The organism is Pseudomonas sp. NFACC14, assembly GCF_900106885.1.
Classification (GTDB): Bacteria; Pseudomonadota; Gammaproteobacteria; order Pseudomonadales; family Pseudomonadaceae; genus Aquipseudomonas; species Aquipseudomonas fluorescens_AA.
Map to the genome: position 1 here is coordinate 1 of NZ_FNOA01000035.1, position 18,493 is coordinate 18,493.

Consider the following 18,493-nt stretch of genomic DNA (forward strand, 5'->3'; position numbering starts at 1 on the left):
AAGGTGAAGGCCTTGGCCCAGACCGGGTCGGCGGCGATTTGCCCGCCCAGCCAGATCGAACCCAGCAGCAACAGCACGCCGATGAGCGAGATCTCACCGATGCGGCCCGGGCGGATGTAGCGCATGTACAGGCCCATGAACATCGCGATCGGGATGGTCGCCATCACCGTGAAGATGCCCCACGGGCTCTCGGCCAGGGCCTTGACCACGATCAGCGCCAGCACCGCGAGGATGATGATCATGATCAGGAAGCAGCCGAACAGCGCAATGGTGCCGGGGATACGGCCCATTTCCTCGCGCACCATGTCGCCCAGGGAGCGACCGTTGCGGCGCGTGGACAGGAACAGGACCATGAAGTCCTGCACCGCACCGGCCAGCACCACACCGGCGATCAGCCAGAGCGTGCCGGGCAGGTAGCCCATCTGCGCCGCCAGCACCGGCCCGACCAGCGGCCCAGCGCCGGCAATGGCCGCGAAGTGGTGGCCGAAGAGGATGTGCTTGTTGGTCGGGACGTAGTCCAGGCCATCGTTGTTGAGCACGGCGGGGGTGGCCCGGCGCGCATCGAGTTGCATCACGTTGTTGGCGATGAAGAGGCTGTAGTAGCGGTAGGCGACCAGGTAGATGGCCACGGCGGCGACGACGATCCAGAGGGCGTTGATGGGTTCGCCGCGGCGCAAGGCCACGACACTCAACGCACAAGCTCCCAGAACAGCCACGGCAAACCAGGCGAGGTGTTTAACCAGACGGGTTGTCATTGCATGTCTCCTGCCGATATCCAGTGGATTGCGGCGATTGTTTTTATAGTGTGCCCCGGCTATTCGGAGCCGGCCCAATATCCCTGCAAGCCGTCAATAAATAAATCCGTAGTACTACGTAGACCTCCAATTGTCCCTGTGGGAGCAAGGCTTGCCCGCGATACAGTCAATACGGTCTTTATGAACCGCGGCGCCAGCGTCGCGAGCGAGCTTTGCTCCCACATGTCTTGCCCCACAGGTTTTATGCCTCACCCATGGGTTTGGCATATGATGCCGCCATTCGCCTCCCCGCCGAGCCCGGACAGGAGTACAGATGCTGCTCAAACACAAAATCGTCGCCCTCGGGATTTTGCCGCTGGTCCTGGCCATCGCGGTCATCTGCGCCCTGGTGATCTCGCTCAACCGCCAGTTGGGCGATCAACAGGCGCAACTGATCGAAGACAGCATCCTGGCGAGCAAGCGCGCCGAGCTGAAGAACTATGTCGAGATGGCGCAGAGCCTGATCGCACCGCTGTACAACGATGGCCAGGGCGACGCGCGGGCGCAACAGCAGGTCCTGGAAGAACTGCGCAAGCTCAGCTTCGGCATCAACGGTTACTTCTTCGTCTACGACCGCCAGGGCCGCAGCCTCATGCATGCCCGCCAGTCGGAGTTGGTGGGGCAATACCTCTGGGACATGAAGGACCCCCACGGCCTGCCGGTCATCCAGGCGCTGATCAAAAGCGCCGAGTCAGGCGAAGGGTTCCAGCGCTACGCCTGGAACAAGCCCTCCTCCGGCCAGGTGACCGACAAGCTGGCCTATGTCGTGATGCTGGACAAGTGGGGCTGGATGCTCGGCACCGGGATTTACCTGGAAGATGTCGAGCGCGCCACCCAGCAGGCCCGTGACGAAGTCGCCCATGGCATCCACACCACCATGCAAGCCATCGCCGCGATCGCGTTGGTGGCGGTCCTGCTGGTGTTCGCCGGTGGCATGACCCTCAATGTCAGCGAACATCGCCTGGCCGATAAGAAACTGCAGCGCTTGAACCAGCGCATCGTCAGCTTGCAGGAAGAAGAACGCTCGCGGGTTTCGCGCGAGCTGCATGACGGCATCAGCCAACTGCTGGTGTCGATAAAATTCCAGTTCGAACTGGCCAGCCACGTGTTGGAGAACGGCCAGGAAAATGGCCTGGGCATCCTGAAGAACGCCACCGACCGGCTCGGCGAAGCCATCGGCGAGATCCGTAATATCTCCCACGACTTGCGCTCGTCCCTGCTCGATACCTTGGGCCTGCCCGCCGCCATCGGCCAGCTCGCCACCGAATTCCAGCAGCGCAGCGGTCTGGAAGTGTCCTATCGAAGCAACGAATTCGATTGCCGCCTCGAAAATGGCGCGCCTGTCTCGCTGTTTCGCATCGCCCAGGAAGCCCTGACCAATATCGAGCGCCATGCCGGGGCGAAAAGCGTCGGCATTACCCTGTTCGGCTCCAGCCAGTCCTTGCGACTGACGGTAGTCGACGACGGGATGGGGTTCAACGTCCCGCAAGTGGAACGCGGCCATGCCGGCATCGGCCTGCGTAACATCCGCGAGCGGGTCGAGCATTTCGGCGGACGCCTGGAAGTGACGTCCGTACCGGGCCGCAGCGAACTGGACATCCTGTTGCCCATGAACCTCTCGGTCACGCAAAGCTGATGCGCGCCCCAGGCCAACAGGAGCACTCGTCGATGAACCTGCCGCCCGTGATTCGCGTCGCACTGGTCGATGATCATTCCCTGGTCCGCGACGGCATCAGGGCCCTGCTGTCGGTGATGCCGCAACTGGATGTGGTGGGCGAAGCCGAGAACGGCGCGCAAGCGATCGAAATGGTCGGTCGCTGCCAACCGGACCTGCTGCTGATGGACATCGGCCTCAAGGATAAGAACGGGCTCGAGCTGACCCGGCTGCTGGGCAAGCAATACCCCAGCCTCAAGATCCTGATTCTCAGCATGTACGACAATTATGAGTACGTGAGCGAGTCCGTGCGTTCCGGCGCCAGCGGCTACGTGCTCAAGAACGCACCGTCTCGGGAGATCATCGCGGCCATCGAAGCCATCATCAGCGGCGGCACCTTCTACAGTGCCGAGATCGCCCAGCGGCTCGCCACCGACCCGCACACCGACAACGAGCTGACGCCACGGGAAAGCCAGGTGCTGTACAAAATGGTCCAGGGCCTGAACAACAAAGAAATGGCCCGTGAACTGGACATCAGCGTACGCACCGTCGAAACCCATCGCCTGAGCATCCGCCGCAAACTGAACATCGACAAGCCCGCGGCCCTGGTGAAATACGCAATCGACCACGGGATCATTTCCCGCTAGAGAAACCATTGTGGCGAGGGAGCTTGCTCCCGCTCGGTTGCGCAGCGACCGTAAAATATTGGGGTCGCTTCGCAACCCAGCGGGAGCAAGCTCCCTCGCCACAGGTGCCCCTTATCCAGCGTAATAACCAGGGTGTTCAAGATCATCCAACAACCCCGGACCGCTTGGCGTCCAGCCCAGCAAGGCACGGGTGTATTCGCTGGACACCGCCATGTTCGCCCCCGCCATGTGGGCGAACCAGCCGAAATGCTCGCGCTCCCGGGATTCGACCGGCAACCCCAGGCCACGACCGATCGCCAGGGCAATGTCCTTGAACGGCACGGCCTCGTCGGCGACCGCATGGTAGACCGACTGTGTCACGCCCTGCTCCAGCGCAAGCCGATAGACCCGTGCGGCATCCAACCGGTGCACGCCCGACCAGCAGTGGCCACCGTCTCCGAGATAGGCCGAGACGCCCGTCTCCCGGGCCAGGCGAATCAGGATCGGCACGAACCCATGGTCGCCGAGGCCATGGACCGAGGGCGCCAGCCGCACCGTCGCCACACGCACCCCACGCTCGGCCAGGTCCCGGGCGGCGGCTTCGGACTTGCGGGGCGAGGCCGGGCTCACCACTTCCAGTTCACTCGCGCCCCGCGTCAATCCAAACAGGCCCGACGTCACCAGCAACGGCCGGTCGGAGCCTCGCAAGGCATCGCCCAACGTTTCGATGGCGCGGCGGTCCTGCTGGGCATTTTCGGCAAATCGGGAGAAGTCATGATTGAACGCCGTGTGAATCACCGCGTCCGCCGCCGAGGCTGCGTTGTGCAGGACCTCGAGATCATCCAAGGTGCCTGGAATCACCTTCGCGCCTGTCGCAGCCAGTGTGGCGCCTTTCTCTTCGCATCGGGCCAGGCCGGTGACCCGATGCCCGGCGGCGATCAGATCCTGTACCACGGACGCCCCAACCCAGCCCGTGGCACCGGTAACGAATACGTGCATGTGCAACGCTCCTGTTCTAAAAAACGAGACCGAAAATCTTATAACCCATCGAACACTCAGGATTTGTATTGAACTTGTGCTTGTCGTCCTCTGAGCAGCATCAAGGCCACCCCGAAGGACAGCCCAACGGCAATGGCACCGCCCAGGTAAACCGCACCGATGCCCCAGCCACTGGCCAACAAACCGGCCAGCGGACTGGTGATGCCCAGGGAAATATCAAGAAACGCGACGTAGGCCCCCATGGCGAGACCGCGTGCCTGCGGTGGCGCACGCCGTACCGCCTCCACGCCGAAGCCGGGAAACGCCAGGGAATAACCGAAGCCGGTGAAGGCCGCGCCCACATACGCCATGGTCGCGGTGTCGGCGCTCTAGATCAGCAGCAACCCAACGGCTTCGATCAATACACAGACCAGCGCGACGCGGGCGCCGCCAATCTTGTCCGGAAGGTGGCCGAAAAGCAGGCGCGCAGCGATGAAAGCCACACCGAACGCCGTGAAGGCCAAGGAAGCGTTGCCCCAATCCCTGGCCGCGAACAACAGGGCAATGAACGCCGTGATGACACCAAAGCCGACGCTGCAAAACGCCAATCCCATGCCCGGAACCCATACAGCACCGAGCATCGTGTAGAACGGTGTGCGCCGGGTCGCCGTAGGGGCGACAGCGCGCACGCCCGCGACAATCGCCAAGGCCAGCAGCGGAATGAACATCGAGGCCATGGCGATGCCCGTGAATCCCCAGCCGCCATTCAGCGCCACGCCAAGCGGAGCGCCCAGGGCATAGGCGCCGTACATGGCGATGCCATTCCAGGCCATGACCTTGCCGGCATGCTGCGCGCCCACCAGGCCGATGCCCCACCCCAGCGCACCGGTGACAATCAGGCTTTCGCCAATTGCCAACAGCACCCGACCGCCCGACAAGAGCCAGACCGACGTGACCGGCGCGGCAACGAACGCCAGGGAAAGCAGATAGACCAGCCCTGAAACCGCGGCTGTCACCAGCCCGGTCATGACCGCGCGTTTACCACCGCGCATGTCGGCAAAATTGCCAGCCCAGGCCCGTGACAACAGCGCCGCGGCGAACTGCGCGCCGACCACCAGGCCGATGACCAGCGTGCCCATGCCCAGCGTGTCATGCAGATGGAGCGGCAAGACAGGCAGTTGCATGCCGATCGTGAGGAAACCGATGAATACAGTCAGTGTGAGCGGCAACAGCTTGAGCGCCGGATTGGCCTCGACGGCTGCCTGGGGCGCCGAGGAAGCGCCGAGATGAATATTGTCTTGTGTCATAACCCTACCCACGGAAAGGATGCGATGTGACGTTGAACGCTGCCTGTGGAGCCGACTAGAATGCGATCAATTCGTCGCATTCAAGATACGAACAATCCGTCGCGTTTCCTATTCGCATTCCCTGCCGAGGTTCATGCCCACATGTCCGAACGCTCAAGCCCGCAGATTTCCTCGCGCAAACAGCCGAAACAGGCACGCTCCACCGAGCTCGTCGCCGCGGTTCTGGAAGCGGCTGTTCAGGTTCTGGCGACCCAGGGCGCGGCACGTTTCACGGTGGCCCGGGTTGCCGAGCGGGCGGGCGTCAGCGTCGGCTCGGTATATCAATACTTCCCGAACAAAGCGGCGATCCTGTTCCGCCTGCAAAGTGATGAATGGCGGCAAACCAGCGACATGCTGCGCGAGATTCTTGAAGACAATCTCAAGCCGCCCTTCGAGCGCCTGCGTACCCTGGTGCAGGCGTTCATCCAGTCCGAATGCGACGAGGCCCAGATACGCGTCGCCCTCAACGACGCCGCCCCGCTCTACCGTGACGCACCCGAGCACCAGGCCGCGCGGATGTCGGTGCAACAGTCGGTGGACGCCTTCATGCTGCAAGCATTGCCAGACGCCCCGGCCCAAACCCGCACCCTGGCAGGTGACTTGGTCATCAGCACGCTCAGTGCCGTGGGTAAGCGTTTTTCATCAGCGCCCCGCTCTCCTGCGGACGTTGCCATCTACAGCGACGCCATGGCCGATATGTTCTGCGCCTACCTGGAAAGCTTGCAGCGACGCCCCTTTGAGACCGCTGCCTGCTGACAGGGTCGTCTGCCCTGCTCCAGTGACAGCCTGCCAACACTTTTACTACACTCCCCGATCTTGTTTCCCTCCGCTACGAGACGTCCCCTCACGATGAAAACCATAACAAGCTCGATGACGTTCTGTGGCCTGTTGGCGCTCTCTTGCGCCGCCCTGGCCGAGCCGACACCTTCGCTGCTGGACCAGGTCCTGCAACGCGGCGAACTGAAGGTGTGCACCACCGGCGACTACAAGCCCTATACCTTTAAAACCGAAGCAGGCGAATACGAAGGCATCGACATCGACATGGCGCGCTCCCTGGCGGCCAGCCTCGGCGTCAAGGTGCAATGGGTGCAGACCACCTGGAAAACCCTGATGCCGGATATGGTTGCAGGCCAATGCGACATTGGCATGGGTGGGATTTCGGTGACGCTGGAGCGTCAGAAGAAAGCCTATTTCAGCACCACCCTGGACGTGGACGGCAAGATCCCGCTGGTGCGTTGCGAAGACAAGGAACGTTACCAGACCCTCGAGCAGATGAACCAGCCTTCGGTGCGCCTTGTCGAGCCGGCCGGCGGCACCAACGAAGCCTTCGTCCGGGCGTTCCTGCCCAACGGCCAGCTCAACTTCCATGACAACGTGACCATCTTCCAGCAACTGCTGGACAAGAAAGCCGACGTGATGATTACCGACGCCTCGGAAGCGCTCTACCAACAGAAACTCAAGCCCGGCCTGTGTGCCGTCAACCCGACCCGCTACCTGCAATATGGCGAGAAGGCCTACCTGCTGCCACGGGATGACAACACCTGGAAGATGTACGTCGATCAGTGGCTGCACCTGAGCAAGGCCAATGGCAGCTACCAGAAAGTGATTGGCCAGTGGCTGGCCGTGCCAGCCGCCCAGTAACCATTGGCTGCCCCCCTGTGGGAGCGAGCTTGCTCGCGATGGCGTCAGGTCAGCCGCGTTGATATTGACTGACACACTGCAATCGCGAGCAAGCTCGCTCCCACAGGGGGTCTGTGGCGTATGTGAATCCTGGGGTCAGCCCACAGGGGCCCTGTGATGGGGTCTGTTGCGGGCAGGCCCATTCATCTCACTGCGCCGCGCGCACCTTGGCGATTTCCTCGTACATCGTCTTCACCAGGTCGCCATCCAGGGATTTGGCGAACTTGTCGACTACCGGTTTCACCCGCTCACGCAAGCGATCTTTCTCGGCCGGGGTGATTTCATTGACGGTCATCGCAGCGGCCAATGTGGCCTTGGCCTTGTCCATGCTCGCCGCCGTGACTTCACGCTGGAACGTTTGCGCCTCGGCCGCGGCCGCGCGAATCATCGCTTTTTCATCGTCGTTGAGACGGTTCCAGGTTTTCTGGCTGATGATCAACGATTGCGGATTGAAGATGTGCCCCGTGACGGAAAGGTACTTCTGCACCTCGTAGAACTTGTTGCCCTCAATCACCGTGAAAGGGTTTTCCTGACCATCGATGGTGTGCTGCTCAAGGCCGGTGTAGACCTCGGGGAACGCCATCGGCACGGGGTTGGCACCCAGCGCGGCAAAGGTCTCCAGGTAGATCGGCGACTGGATCACGCGAATCTTCAGGCCCTGCATGTCTTCAAGCTTGGTCACCGGATGCTTGCTGTTGGTCAGGTTGCGAAAGCCCAGGTCCCAGTAACCCAGCCCTACCAGCCCTTTGCTGTCCAGTTGCGCCGCCAGTTTCTGCCCGACCGGCCCATCGATGACCGCATGGGCTTCCTCGACGTTGTTGAACAGGAACGGGAAATCGAGCATGGCGTAATCCGGTGCCTGGGCGGCCAGGATGCCGGAGTTGAGCACCGTGATGTCCAGTGTGCCGCCCTGCAACGCCGACACCGTTTGCACATCACCGCCCAACGTACCGCCGGGGAATAGGCGGACCTTGATCTTGCCGCCGCTCTTCTCGCCGAGCAGGTCGGCGAACTTCTGCGCGCCCTGGCCCTGGGGGTGCTCCTTGACGTTCTGAAAGGCGAATCGCAAGGTCCGTTCGCGGATTTCGTCCGCGTGGCTGGCCACGCCGGTCAACAGCAAGCCCGTCGCACACGCCCCGGCCAGCAGGGTTTTCATCAGTTTTCCCATGTCACTCTCCGATCGTTATTGTTTTTAAGGTCGAGCTAACAGCACCGGGGTTATCCGGTGAAGAATTTCAACGGCCCCAGGACCAATTGCGGGAACAGGACCAACAGGAACAGCACCACAAACTGCGCAAACATGAACGGCCACACCCCACGCACGATTTCCTCGAAGTCCAGCTTGGCCACTCCGCAAACCACATTGAGCACCGTGCCCACGGGCGGCGTGATCAGGCCGATGGCGGTGTTGATCAGGAACAGCACGCCGAAGTACACCGGGTCGATCCCCGCCTGGATGACGGCCGGCATCAGCACCGGGGTAAGGATGAGGATGGTCGGGGTCATGTCCATCACCGTCCCTACCAGGATGATCAGCACCATCATCACCAGCAACAGAAGGGTCTGGTTGTCCATGAACGGCGCCAGCAGCTCCGCCAGTTGGCCCGGCAGGTCGGCGATGGTCACCAGCCACGATGAAACCATGGCCGCCGCCACCAGCAGCATCACCACCGAGGTGGTCTTGGCCGAGGATAGGATCACTTCGTACAACTGGCTGACCTTCATTTCCCGGTAGATCACCAGGGACACGAACAGCGAATAGACCGCCGCGACCACCGCGGCTTCCGTGGGCGTGAAGATGCCGAATTTGAGGCCCAGGATAATGATCAAGGGCAGGCCCATCGCCCAACTGCCATCGAGCAACGTGCGCAGCACTTCGGCACGGGAACGCTTGGGCGGCGTCTCGACGTTCTCGCTGCGGGAGATGTACCACCAGGCAACGGCCAGCGAAGCCCCCAGCATCAACCCCGGCACGATACCGGCCAGGAACAGCTTGGAAATCGACACCCCGGATGCCACACCGAAGACGATGAAGCCAATGCTCGGCGGAATGACCGGCGCGATGATGCTACCGGCGGCGATCAGCCCGGCCGAGCGCCCTCGATGGTGCCCGGCCAGCACCATCATCGGCACCAGCAACGCGGCCAGTGCCGCCGCATCGGCCACGGCCGAACCGGACAGCGACGCCAGCAGGCAGGAAGCGATGATCGCCACGTAACCAAGACCACCGCGCTTATGCCCCACCAGCGCCATGGCGATGTTGACGATGCGTTTGGACAGGCCGCCGACGTTCATGATTTCGCCGGCCAACATGAAGAACGGCACGGCCATCAGCGGAAAACTGTCCGCGCCGTTGAGCAGGTTCTGGGCGATGATTTGCGCATCGAACAGATCCAGGTAAACCATCAACGCCACGCTGACCACCAGCAAGGCGAACGCGATGGGCATGCCCAGTGCCATGCTGCCGATCAAGGACCCGAGAAAAATAACCAGCGTCATGGGCGGGTACTCTTGATGGAATCAGGGATGCTGGGGTTATGAGGCATCGCCTCGGCGTCGTTGTCCTTGACCATCACCAGCTCGTCATCCCCGAGCTTGCCGAACAGCGCCAGGTAGAGCTCGTAGAGCAGGATCGGTGCGGCACTGGCGCCGAACACCAGGCCGGCGCCATAGAACAGCGCCATGGACAACCCCGATGCCGGGGCGACTACGTTCAGGTTGATCGCCGCCTGTTGCCAACTGCCACTGAAGATCAACCAGCAGATGTACAACATCAGCAGATGCCCGATGACCAGGCAGATCCGCTTGCCTGCCGACGGCAAGCGTTTGACCAGGCTGTCCATGCCCAGATGGGCACGGTCCTTGAGCGCCACCAGGGCACCCAGAAAAATCATCCAGACGAAGAACCACCGAGACAATTCCTCCGACACACTGATGCCCGAGTTGAAGGCATAGCGCAGCACCACGTTGCCGAACACCAGCACGATCATTGCGAGCATGCATAGCACGATCAGCAGCTTCAGCAGCTTGAAATACAAGTCGACGACTTTTGCCATCTTGAAGACCTCTCGGATTGTCGAGTGCCGGGTTCCAACCGGCGCAATAGAACGGCAGCGGTGTCCGCTATCGAATCCAAGTGGAGGTGTTCCGAGGGGCTTCAGGCCAGAAGCGCCGGATCGAGAGAAAGGCGTCGGGCGTTTGCAGACAGGTTCGCATGAGGTGTTCCTCTATTTTTTTATTATGGTCTTGGCAATGCGTCGCAAGACGTATGTGGCGCCTAAAATGTACCAACCGGTTAGTACGGTCAATATCCCAAGCACGAACCCATGACAAAACGGGCGATTATCGGCTACGCATTTACAGGCCTGCCCATCCCCATACCGGCGAAACCAGGCACAAACTTTCCTTGGTTGAGGAACAGAAGCACGCCCGATTAAAAGTTATTTATTAACCGTTCGTCATAATTAATAAAAATAAAATGAACAAAACTCACTCAAGGCGCCTTGCGAAAATTCAACTTAAGCCCACTAATTACGGCTCACGACAACATTCCGGCGCCAGTCTAACGGCATGCAGAAATTTCATCTTGTTTTTTCAGGCGCCAATAATTAATAACGACACACATCGCCCCACCAAAATAAAAAACAAAAATAAAACCCTTTAAAATCAATAGAAAACAGCAATAATTCGGCAAATTAACAGCTCTCTCACTATCCTCAGCGAGGCCTTTGAAAAAATATTAATGAAACTTCATATAAAAAACTTTGCGGTCACGCACTTTGATGCTATTAATCTCCGAACCAAAAACCAAGGTGCCACCACGTAACTTTCTTTACGCGCAAAACCCCTTTCGGATTATTGGAACCACTTAAATTAAATCACTTACTCAAGTGCGTGCCCGCACTTGGGCGAACTGTTGTGCGGCGCAGCAAACTGCGCGAGGAAGGGCGTCATCGCTACTCAAGTCCCACGAATCAAGATCCTGTCGATTTTCGGCACCCGTCCCGAAGCTATCAAGATGGCTCCTCTGGTCAAGGCCCTCGCCGCCGAACCCGGCATTGAATCGCTGATCTGCGTTACCGGCCAGCATCAAAGCATGCTCAAGCAGGTGTTGGATCTGTTCGACCTCAAGGCTGATTTCACCCTGGACGTGATGACGCCACACCAGACACTCAACTCCCTGACTGCCGCGCTGTACAGCGCCATCGACCCGGTCCTGGAACAGACCCGGCCGGATCGGGTGCTGGTCCATGGCGACACCACGTCGGCCATGGTGGCCTCGATGGCCGCCTTCCACCGGCGCATCCCCGTAGGTCATGTCGAAGCCGGGCTGCGCACCGGCGATATCTACAGCCCGTGGCCGGAAGAAATGAACCGTCGCTGCATCGACCTCAGTGCCGACCTGCTGTTTGCCCCTACCGGTCAATCCCGCGACAACCTGCTGGGCGAACGCCTGCAGGGCCGCTGCCTGGTGACGGGCAACACGGTGATCGATGCACTGCAACTGACTGCCCAACGCATCAATGACGATGCCCAACTGCGCGGTGATCTGGACCAACAGTTCCCGTTCCTGCAAACCGGACGCAAGCTGCTGCTGGTGACCGGTCATCGTCGGGAAAACTTCGGCGAGGGTTTCCTGGACATCTGCAAGGCCTTGCGCGAGCTGGCCCAGCGCACGGATATCCAGATCGTCTACCCGGTGCATCTCAATCCCAATGTACTGGGGCCAGTGACCGAACAACTGGGTGACCTGCTCAATGTGCACTTGATCAAGCCCCTGGATTACCTGGCGTTCGTACGCCTGATGCAACATGCCCACGTCATCCTCACGGACTCCGGCGGTGTGCAGGAGGAGGCCCCGTCCCTGGGCAAACCTGTCCTGGTGATGCGCGACGTCACCGAACGCCCCGAAGCCGTGGCCGCTGGCACCGTGCGCCTGGTCGGCACCTCCCCGGCCTCGATCATTGCCGGCGTGACCGCGCTGTTCGACGACGTGGCTTTGTGGCGTCGTACCTCTCAGGCGGTCAACCCCTACGGCGATGGCAAGGCCAGCCAGCGCATCGTCGACACCCTGATGGGGCGTGCGGTCGACGATTTTGTCGCGGGTCAGGTGCAACCGGCGCACGAGCCGTTACACACGCCGCTGTCCGAGCCACGCGAGTTGCTCGCCGATTTCACCTCATAACCGCTACCCACCCTTATCAGATCGAGATTTGCCTGAATGAAGCCTTCCGTTGCCATTTCTACGGGCGCGCTCAGCGCCCTTGCCTGTGGCCTGAGCCTGCTCGCGCTCATGCCAAACTTTGCCCTGGCTGCGGATAGCCCGCTTACCCAGGCAATCCATCGACTCAATGCCGATACCCACCAGGAGCGTGAGATCCGCTTGAGCGACCTGGGCATCACCGCGCCAATCCTACTGGGTGCCAGCGACGCTCGACGCGAACTGTATTTACCAGTCCCCGCTGGCGTGACCTTGAGCGATGCGACACTGCAACTGGACGCCAGCTATCTCAATGGCGAAGGCGGCCGCAATACCATGCTGTTGTCGCTCGATGGCTACCCGGTGCGCGCCGAAGGCCTCAGCGAGGCGCAGGGCGATGCAAGCGTTAAACTGGGCGTAGACCAGGCCCCACGGGACAACGGCCTGGTACGCCTGGGCATTGCCTGGTCGTCGGTGGTCTCCCGGCCGCTGTGCGAAGACGACCGGGTCATCGGCAACGTGCTGCGCATTCAGCCTGATACCCGCCTGAACTACAGCTACGATGCCAGCCAACTGAAGGATGTCGGCACCGCCTGGACGACACTGCCCGCCAACCCCGGCATCCTGGTCGCACCGGGTTCGTTGTCGGCCAGCAGCTATGATGCCGCCTGGCGATTGGGCGTGGCCCTGGAGCGGATCGGCAAGCATGCCCGTATCCTGCCCTTCCCTGCCCTGCAGGACAGCGTCGACCTGAGCAACCTGCGCGTCCCGGCCGAACTGTTGAACATTCCTGCCTTCGCCAGCCTCAACGCCAAGGGCCAACATACCTTGGCCAACCCAGCCGAAATCGGTGCGCTGCTGATGCTTGGGCAAGTGCCGAACCTGCAGGCCGACCTGGCCATCAGCGACCCGCAACTGCTCCAGGCCATCAACCAGTCCCTGGATGCCTTGCAAAGCCAGGTACAAGGCGTCGACACCACGGCGGCAGCGGCCTTGACCCAATGGCGCGATGCCCACGTCAACGCCGCCATGGTGGGCACCGGCACTGACAACGTGCGTCTGGCGCTGCTGGGCACTCGCCCGGTGCTGACGATCGCCCCGGATGCGACCGGCAAAGCCTTGTCCTTGTTCGGCTCTGCATGGAATAAGCTGGCGCGCAGCCGCCAACTGACCGTGAACGAAGCGCAAACCCCGTTGAGCGATGATGGCCGCGTGGCCCTGTCGCGACTGGGCGGCGCTCCCGGTAACTTCGACGTGGCCTCGCGATTCGACTGGAGCACGTCGTTCCCCCTGGGCAACGTGGCGTATGACGGTCGCCTGCCTGTCACCGCAGTGGTCGACGTTTCCGCCGCACCCGGCGCTTCGGACACCGCGCCCGTGGCCTCGCTGTTTTTCAATGACTTCCTGATCGGTGCCCAACAACTGACCACCGATGGCGAACCCCAACGCATCAAGGCTCACATCCCACGCTACGCCCTGGGTTCGAAAAACGTACTGCGCGTCTCGTTCCAGCGCCAACCGGTCAGCGACCGTTGCCTCGAAACGCCTCAGGCGTTCCCGGTGTCCGTACTGCCTACCAGCCATATCGTGCTGGACAAAACCTCATTGGGTGACGATTTCGCCGGCATCGCCGCACGCTTTGCCGTAGACACCCAAGTGCTCGTTCCCCAGGCATACCTTGACCATCCGGCCAGCAGCCTGGCCCAGGTGATCCCGGTGGCCGACGCCTCGGGTGTCTCGCCGCTGCGCGCACAGTTGAAAGTCAGTACCGATCCGAAAGCCGTCGTCAGCCCGGACAAAGCCTTCCTGGCGTTCGAACTGCCGCTCAAGGACAGCAAGGAGTCGGTCCAGGTCGACGAGCAGGGTCACCTGCGGATCAACCATAAGGACCAGGTGATGCTGGATGTGCAGCGCCTCAACCAGTTGGCGTCGCTGCAAGTGGTGCAGACCTCGGGCCAGCACGGCCTGGTCTATCGGGCCCTGGGCGACCTGCCCCCGAGCCTGGCCAAACCGGTCGTACTGACCCGTGGCGATGTGGCGATTCTGGGCGACAACGGTGCCGTGGCGATCTTCGATACCCAGGATCCCAACGGCAGCCAGTTGATCGGCGAAGAAGAACCCAAGGGGCTGGATGCCTGGCGCAAACCTTCACTGCTTTGGCTGATCCCCGGTGGCATTGCCTTGTTCCTTATCTTGTTGCTGGCTGGCCGTAGCGCCCGTCGCAATCGCCAGTAACGGTAACCTTTGATGACGTCGCTTTATTGGCCCTATTGGCTGGCCCACTACTATAACTACCTGGAAGCCGCGACCATTGTGGTCGCGGTACTGATCCTGATCTCCAGCCTGGACGATCTGATCATTGACGTGTGGTACTGGTCTCGCCGCCTGTACCGCAAGTTCACCGTGGATCGCAAATACCGGCCGCTGACCGCCGAGCAGCTGTTGGCCCGGGACGAACAGCCGTTGGCGATCATGGTGCCGGCCTGGCTGGAATACGACGTCATCGCGCCGATGATCGAAAACATGGTGTCGACGCTCGACTACCAGAACTACGTCGTCTTCGTCGGCACCTACATCAACGACCAGCGCACCATCGACGAAGTCGAGCGGATGCGCCGGCGTTACAAGCAGCTGCACCGCGTGGAAGTGCCCCATGCCGGGCCGACCTGCAAGGCTGACTGTTTGAACTGGGTGATCCAGGCGATTTTCCTGCACGAGAAAACCCATGGCATGACCTTCGCCGGCGTCGTGCTGCACGACAGCGAGGACGTGCTGCATCCGCTGGAATTGCGCCTGTTCAACTACCTGTTGCCGCGCAAGGACATGATCCAGTTGCCGGTGGTCTCGCTGGAACGCAACTGGTACGAATGGGTGGCGGGCGTCTACATGGACGAGTTTGCCGAATGGCACGGCAAGGACCTGGTGGTGCGTGAAAGCATGACCGACACCGTGCCCTCGGCCGGCGTAGGCACCTGTTTTTCCCATCGCGCCCTGCGGGTGCTGGCCGGCGAAACCGAAAACCAGCCGTTCAACACCGACAGCCTCACTGAGGACTATGACGTCGGCGCGCGGTTGGCCAAGGTCGGCATGAACGCGATCTTCGTGCGCTTCCCGGTGCAGTTCCGGGTGCTGCGCAAATCCTGGTTCCGCAAGCCCTATGAATCGACCCTGACGATGCCGCTGTGCGTGCGTGAGTTCTTCCCCGACACCTTCCGCACCGCCTTCCGGCAAAAGGCGCGCTGGACCCTGGGCATCGGCCTGCAAGGCTGGGAACAGATGGGTTGGAATGGCTCGCTGGCCAACCGATACCTGCTGTTTCGCGACCGCAAGGGCGTCGTGACAGCGTTCATCAGCATCATCGCCTATGTGATCCTGGTGCAACTGCTGGGCCTGATCATTTTGCGCAACAGCGGCTTGTGGGACGTCAGTTTCCCTACGCCCTTTGAAACCAATGGCGTGATCAAATACCTGTTGTTGGCCAACGGCGTTGCCTTGGCCTGGCGGATCGTGCACCGCTACTACTTCACCACGGTGCTGTATGGCTGGCAGCACGGCCTGCTGTCGATCCCGCGCATGCTGGTGGGCAACTTCGTCAACTTCATGGCCGCCTCTCGCGCCTGGCGCATGTTCCTGGTGGGCAAGGTCATGAACCGCAAGCTGGTCTGGGACAAGACCATGCATGACTTCCCGTCCACCGACCTGGTCGCCACCGCACCACGCCGCCTGGGCAGTGTATTGCTGTCCTGGCAAGCCATTACCGACACCCACCTGCAAAGCGCCCTCGACGAACAGCAGTCGCGTAATGTGCCGCTGGGTCGAATTCTGCTCAATAACGGCTGGCTGGACGACGAAACCCTGGCCGAAGCCATCGCGTTCCAGAATGACCTGCCGCGGGTCTTTGAAGTGGCCCAGAAAGCGTCGGCCTCGACGTCGTCGCTGGCCAGCGAGTTTGCCTTGCGCTGGCGCGTCATCCCCCTGGGGCGCAATGGCGAAGGACGTGAACAGATCGCCGTCGCCAACCCGCTTTCCGATGAAGGCCTGCAACAGGTCAGCGCCGAATTGGGCAGCGAGCCGGTGCAACTGATCGCCCGGGAGAGTGAAATTCTCGCGTTGTTGCGCCGATTGCCGGCGAACAACGGTCATGCCGTACCGAATGCCAGCGCGCCGCTGCTGGGCGACCTGCTGATCGAAATGGGCCTGCTCGATCGCGATCAGTTCAGCCGCGCCATGTTGCAGTATCGCCCGCAGCATCACGGCCGGATCGGCGACTACCTGGTCGACAGCGGCGTATTGCCCCGGGCGACGATCGAACAGGTGGTGGCACGCCAGCACAGCCGCTACCCAATGGAGCTTCCGGCATGAACCGCCCCCTTCTGACCCTCTTGGCCGCGGGGATGAGCCTGATTCCCGCGCTGGCGTCCGCCGAGACACTGCCGCTGCCGTTGACGGGGCCGGCCTACACCGCCGCCAACGAGGCCTACAGCGCCTACGAGCGCAAGGACTACGACCTGGCCATCGCCAAGGCGCGCGAAGCCCTGCGCCTGCGCGCCGACGTGACGCGCCTGAACACACTGATCGAGTTGGCCGAACGGGACAAGAAACTGCGCGACCAGCCGCAAACCGCCAGGTCATCCCGCGCAGCGCCGCCAGCACCGGGCTTCGCCGCCGCGTCCCAGGGCTTCAAAGCCTATGATCGCGAACAATTCGACCTGGCCGCGCAATCGGCGCGCAAGGCCATCACCCAGGCGCCACGACGCCGCGAATACCGGTTGCTACTGGTGGACGCCCTGCAGCGCCAGCAACATCTGGAAGAAGCCGATCAAGCCGTTACCGATGCGCTAGGGGTCTTCACCAATGACACCACGTTGCTGATGCGGCGCAAAGAAATTCGCCGCCAACTGGCAGCACCACTGGCGGTCCAGGGCTACCGCGCCCTGCAGCAAGGAAACCGAGCCCTGGCTGTGGAAAAGGCCCGTAAAGCCGTAGGCTGGGCTCCGGAAATCGCCGCCAACCAGCAACTGCTCGACAATGCCTTGCTCGATGCCAATGATCCCGACGCACCGATCCTGGAGTGTCAGGAAAGCGCCTTCGGCCTGACGTGCGCCACCCGGCCGGTCAACACCTATGAGCGGGCACCGGTGAGCGATTTGCAGCTTGCTTATGATTCGGTCCGCAGCGGCGATGACGAGGCGGCCCACGCCGCGTTCCGCAAGGCCGACGCCACTGAGCCACTGAAGCCGGCGGCGGCCCAGGACGCGGCCTACAACGCGATGCGTGTCAATGAAGACGACGAAGCCGTCGCGTACTTCAAACGCGTGATCGACGGGCAAGAAACAGCAGAGACGCCCATGTCCGCGCAACAACTGTTCGATACCCGTCGCGCCGTGGGTGACGTTTCGCGCAGGATGGGCCTGACCAGCACCACCAGCTATCGCGGCAACAGCTCCAGTGGCCTGAGCGCCGCGCCGAGCACCGGGGGCAGCGGCAGCCAAAGCAATGACTTGCTGCAAAACAGCACCGAGCTGTCCTGGCGCCCGCTGGGTTATCGCAACGCGCGCTTTGTCGAGCTCTACGGGCGTATCACCGATACCCTGTGGAGCAAGAACAGCGACTCGGACACCGGCGCCGATGCCCTGCAAGGCGCCGTTGGCGTACGGGTCAAACCCTTCAGTTCCGTCAACATCATGGCCGCCCTGGAACGCACCTTTCCCCTTGGATCGTCCAACGTCGACGGCGATTGGCTGGTGCGCCTGGGCTACGGTTCGAGCATCGGTACCGACCTGCGGGTCGATGTGCCGAGCTGGTGGACCTCGCAGTTGTATGCCGAGGTCGGCCATTACATCAATGACTCGCGCAATTACTTCAACAGCGAATGGCAAGTGGGCCGCAGCTACGCTATCGGCGGGACCGGTTCGCGCTGGGTGACCTTCCCCCATGTCGTGGCGGCGATCGACTACGATTCGAAGATGAAGAGCGAGGCCGGTGGCGGCTTTTCTTCCGGTGACGCCGGGGGGATCGGGATAGGAAACAACGTACGCTACTGGTTCCGGGAAGACGCCTACAATGCGCCACGTTCCTATGTGGATTTTTCCCTGCAATACCGCGCCAGGGTGTTCGGCGAGGATCGCGCCAAAGGGGTGTTCGCGCGCTTGACCTACTCCTATTGATCCGCTGGGTGTGCCAGTCGGTCCATCGCTACGAAAAGCGGCTCGTCT

13 protein-coding genes and 1 pseudogene are annotated in these 18,493 nt (G+C 61.6%); 8 read left to right on the forward strand and 6 right to left on the reverse strand.

Going from position 1 to position 18,493, the window contains the following annotated elements; genetic code table 11:
• A partial coding sequence (locus BLU85_RS28705) for a carbon starvation CstA family protein (protein WP_305882190.1) occupies positions 1 to 755 on the reverse strand: 755 nt, incomplete at its 3' end.
• Positions 756 to 1,068: 313 nt separating this feature from the next.
• Between BLU85_RS28705 and BLU85_RS28710 the strand changes: the two genes are divergently transcribed.
• Together BLU85_RS28710 and BLU85_RS28715 are read left to right on the forward strand one after the other, a co-directional pair.
• Entirely contained in the window at positions 1,069 to 2,430 is a 1,362-nt protein-coding gene (locus BLU85_RS28710; protein ID WP_092205189.1) for a cache domain-containing protein, read from the forward strand.
• 32 nt (positions 2,431 to 2,462) lie between these two features.
• Complete coding sequence (locus tag BLU85_RS28715) at positions 2,463 to 3,095, forward strand: response regulator (RefSeq protein ID WP_024619432.1); 633 nt, start codon at positions 2,463 to 2,465, stop codon at positions 3,093 to 3,095.
• 111 nt (positions 3,096 to 3,206) lie between these two features.
• Here the strand turns inward: BLU85_RS28715 and BLU85_RS28720 are convergent, their stop codons facing one another.
• On the reverse strand, positions 3,207 to 4,073 hold the full coding sequence (locus tag BLU85_RS28720) for an SDR family oxidoreductase (protein ID WP_092205190.1): 867 nt from the start codon (positions 4,071 to 4,073) through the stop codon (positions 3,207 to 3,209).
• Positions 4,074 to 4,129: 56 nt separating this feature from the next.
• Positions 4,130 to 5,359 (reverse strand): annotated as a pseudogene (locus BLU85_RS28725) (arabinose transporter).
• Positions 5,360 to 5,500: 141 nt separating this feature from the next.
• On the opposite strand from BLU85_RS28725, the gene BLU85_RS28730 reads away from it, so the two are divergent.
• Both BLU85_RS28730 and BLU85_RS28735 read left to right on the forward strand, forming a co-directional pair.
• Entirely contained in the window at positions 5,501 to 6,154 is a 654-nt protein-coding gene (locus BLU85_RS28730) for a TetR/AcrR family transcriptional regulator (RefSeq protein ID WP_092205191.1), read from the forward strand.
• 93 nt (positions 6,155 to 6,247) lie between these two features.
• The gene (locus BLU85_RS28735; RefSeq protein ID WP_092205192.1) at positions 6,248 to 7,039 is read left to right on the forward strand and encodes a transporter substrate-binding domain-containing protein; all 792 of its coding nucleotides are present in this window, start codon (positions 6,248 to 6,250) and stop codon (positions 7,037 to 7,039) included.
• 187 nt (positions 7,040 to 7,226) lie between these two features.
• Here BLU85_RS28735 and BLU85_RS28740 read toward each other — a convergent pair whose 3' ends face one another.
• Genes BLU85_RS28740 through BLU85_RS28750 form a run of 3 tightly spaced genes read right to left on the reverse strand, consistent with a single transcriptional unit; the run spans position 7,227 to position 10,134 of the window.
• A complete protein-coding gene (locus BLU85_RS28740; RefSeq protein WP_092205193.1) occupies positions 7,227 to 8,246 on the reverse strand; it encodes a TRAP transporter substrate-binding protein in 1,020 nt (339 codons plus the stop codon).
• Between the two features lie 50 nt (positions 8,247 to 8,296).
• The gene (locus BLU85_RS28745) at positions 8,297 to 9,577 is read right to left on the reverse strand and encodes a TRAP transporter large permease subunit (RefSeq protein WP_092205194.1); all 1,281 of its coding nucleotides are present in this window, start codon (positions 9,575 to 9,577) and stop codon (positions 8,297 to 8,299) included.
• Complete coding sequence (locus tag BLU85_RS28750; RefSeq protein ID WP_092205195.1) at positions 9,574 to 10,134, reverse strand: TRAP transporter small permease; 561 nt, start codon at positions 10,132 to 10,134, stop codon at positions 9,574 to 9,576. The genes BLU85_RS28745 and BLU85_RS28750 overlap by 4 nt, the downstream gene beginning before the upstream one ends.
• An 896-nt stretch (positions 10,135 to 11,030) precedes the next feature.
• Between BLU85_RS28750 and wecB the strand changes: the two genes are divergently transcribed.
• The 4 genes from wecB to BLU85_RS28770 are packed head-to-tail and all read left to right on the forward strand — an operon-like array spanning position 11,031 to position 18,445.
• Positions 11,031 to 12,263, forward strand: coding sequence for a non-hydrolyzing UDP-N-acetylglucosamine 2-epimerase (gene wecB / locus BLU85_RS28755; protein ID WP_092205221.1), 1,233 nt, complete (start codon positions 11,031 to 11,033; stop codon positions 12,261 to 12,263).
• Between the two features lie 36 nt (positions 12,264 to 12,299).
• On the forward strand, positions 12,300 to 14,513 hold the full coding sequence (locus tag BLU85_RS28760; protein ID WP_092205196.1) for a hypothetical protein: 2,214 nt from the start codon (positions 12,300 to 12,302) through the stop codon (positions 14,511 to 14,513).
• Positions 14,514 to 14,525: 12 nt separating this feature from the next.
• Entirely contained in the window at positions 14,526 to 16,640 is a 2,115-nt protein-coding gene (locus BLU85_RS28765; RefSeq protein WP_092205197.1) for a glycosyl transferase family protein, read from the forward strand.
• The gene (locus tag BLU85_RS28770; protein ID WP_092205198.1) at positions 16,637 to 18,445 is read left to right on the forward strand and encodes a bacteriophage N4 adsorption protein A; all 1,809 of its coding nucleotides are present in this window, start codon (positions 16,637 to 16,639) and stop codon (positions 18,443 to 18,445) included. The genes BLU85_RS28765 and BLU85_RS28770 overlap by 4 nt, the downstream gene beginning before the upstream one ends.
• Positions 18,446 to 18,493 lie beyond the last annotated feature (48 nt).

Bases quoted from the DNA above. Each gene is read 5' to 3' on its own strand.
- BLU85_RS28710 (WP_092205189.1), top strand. From the start codon at position 1,069: ATGCTGCTCAAACACAAAATCGTCGCCCTCGGGATTTTGCCGCTGGTC.
- BLU85_RS28730 (WP_092205191.1), top strand. From the start codon at position 5,501: ATGTCCGAACGCTCAAGCCCGCAGATTTCCTCGCGCAAACAGCCGAAA.
- BLU85_RS28740 (WP_092205193.1), bottom strand. From the start codon at position 8,246: ATGGGAAAACTGATGAAAACCCTGCTGGCCGGGGCGTGTGCGACGGGC.
- BLU85_RS28715 (WP_024619432.1), top strand. From the start codon at position 2,463: ATGAACCTGCCGCCCGTGATTCGCGTCGCACTGGTCGATGATCATTCC.
- BLU85_RS28720 (WP_092205190.1), bottom strand. From the start codon at position 4,073: ATGCACGTATTCGTTACCGGTGCCACGGGCTGGGTTGGGGCGTCCGTG.
- BLU85_RS28750 (WP_092205195.1), bottom strand. From the start codon at position 10,134: ATGGCAAAAGTCGTCGACTTGTATTTCAAGCTGCTGAAGCTGCTGATC.
- BLU85_RS28745 (WP_092205194.1), bottom strand. From the start codon at position 9,577: ATGACGCTGGTTATTTTTCTCGGGTCCTTGATCGGCAGCATGGCACTG.
- BLU85_RS28735 (WP_092205192.1), top strand. From the start codon at position 6,248: ATGAAAACCATAACAAGCTCGATGACGTTCTGTGGCCTGTTGGCGCTC.
- BLU85_RS28760 (WP_092205196.1), top strand. From the start codon at position 12,300: ATGAAGCCTTCCGTTGCCATTTCTACGGGCGCGCTCAGCGCCCTTGCC.
- BLU85_RS28765 (WP_092205197.1), top strand. From the start codon at position 14,526: ATGACGTCGCTTTATTGGCCCTATTGGCTGGCCCACTACTATAACTAC.
- BLU85_RS28770 (WP_092205198.1), top strand. From the start codon at position 16,637: ATGAACCGCCCCCTTCTGACCCTCTTGGCCGCGGGGATGAGCCTGATT.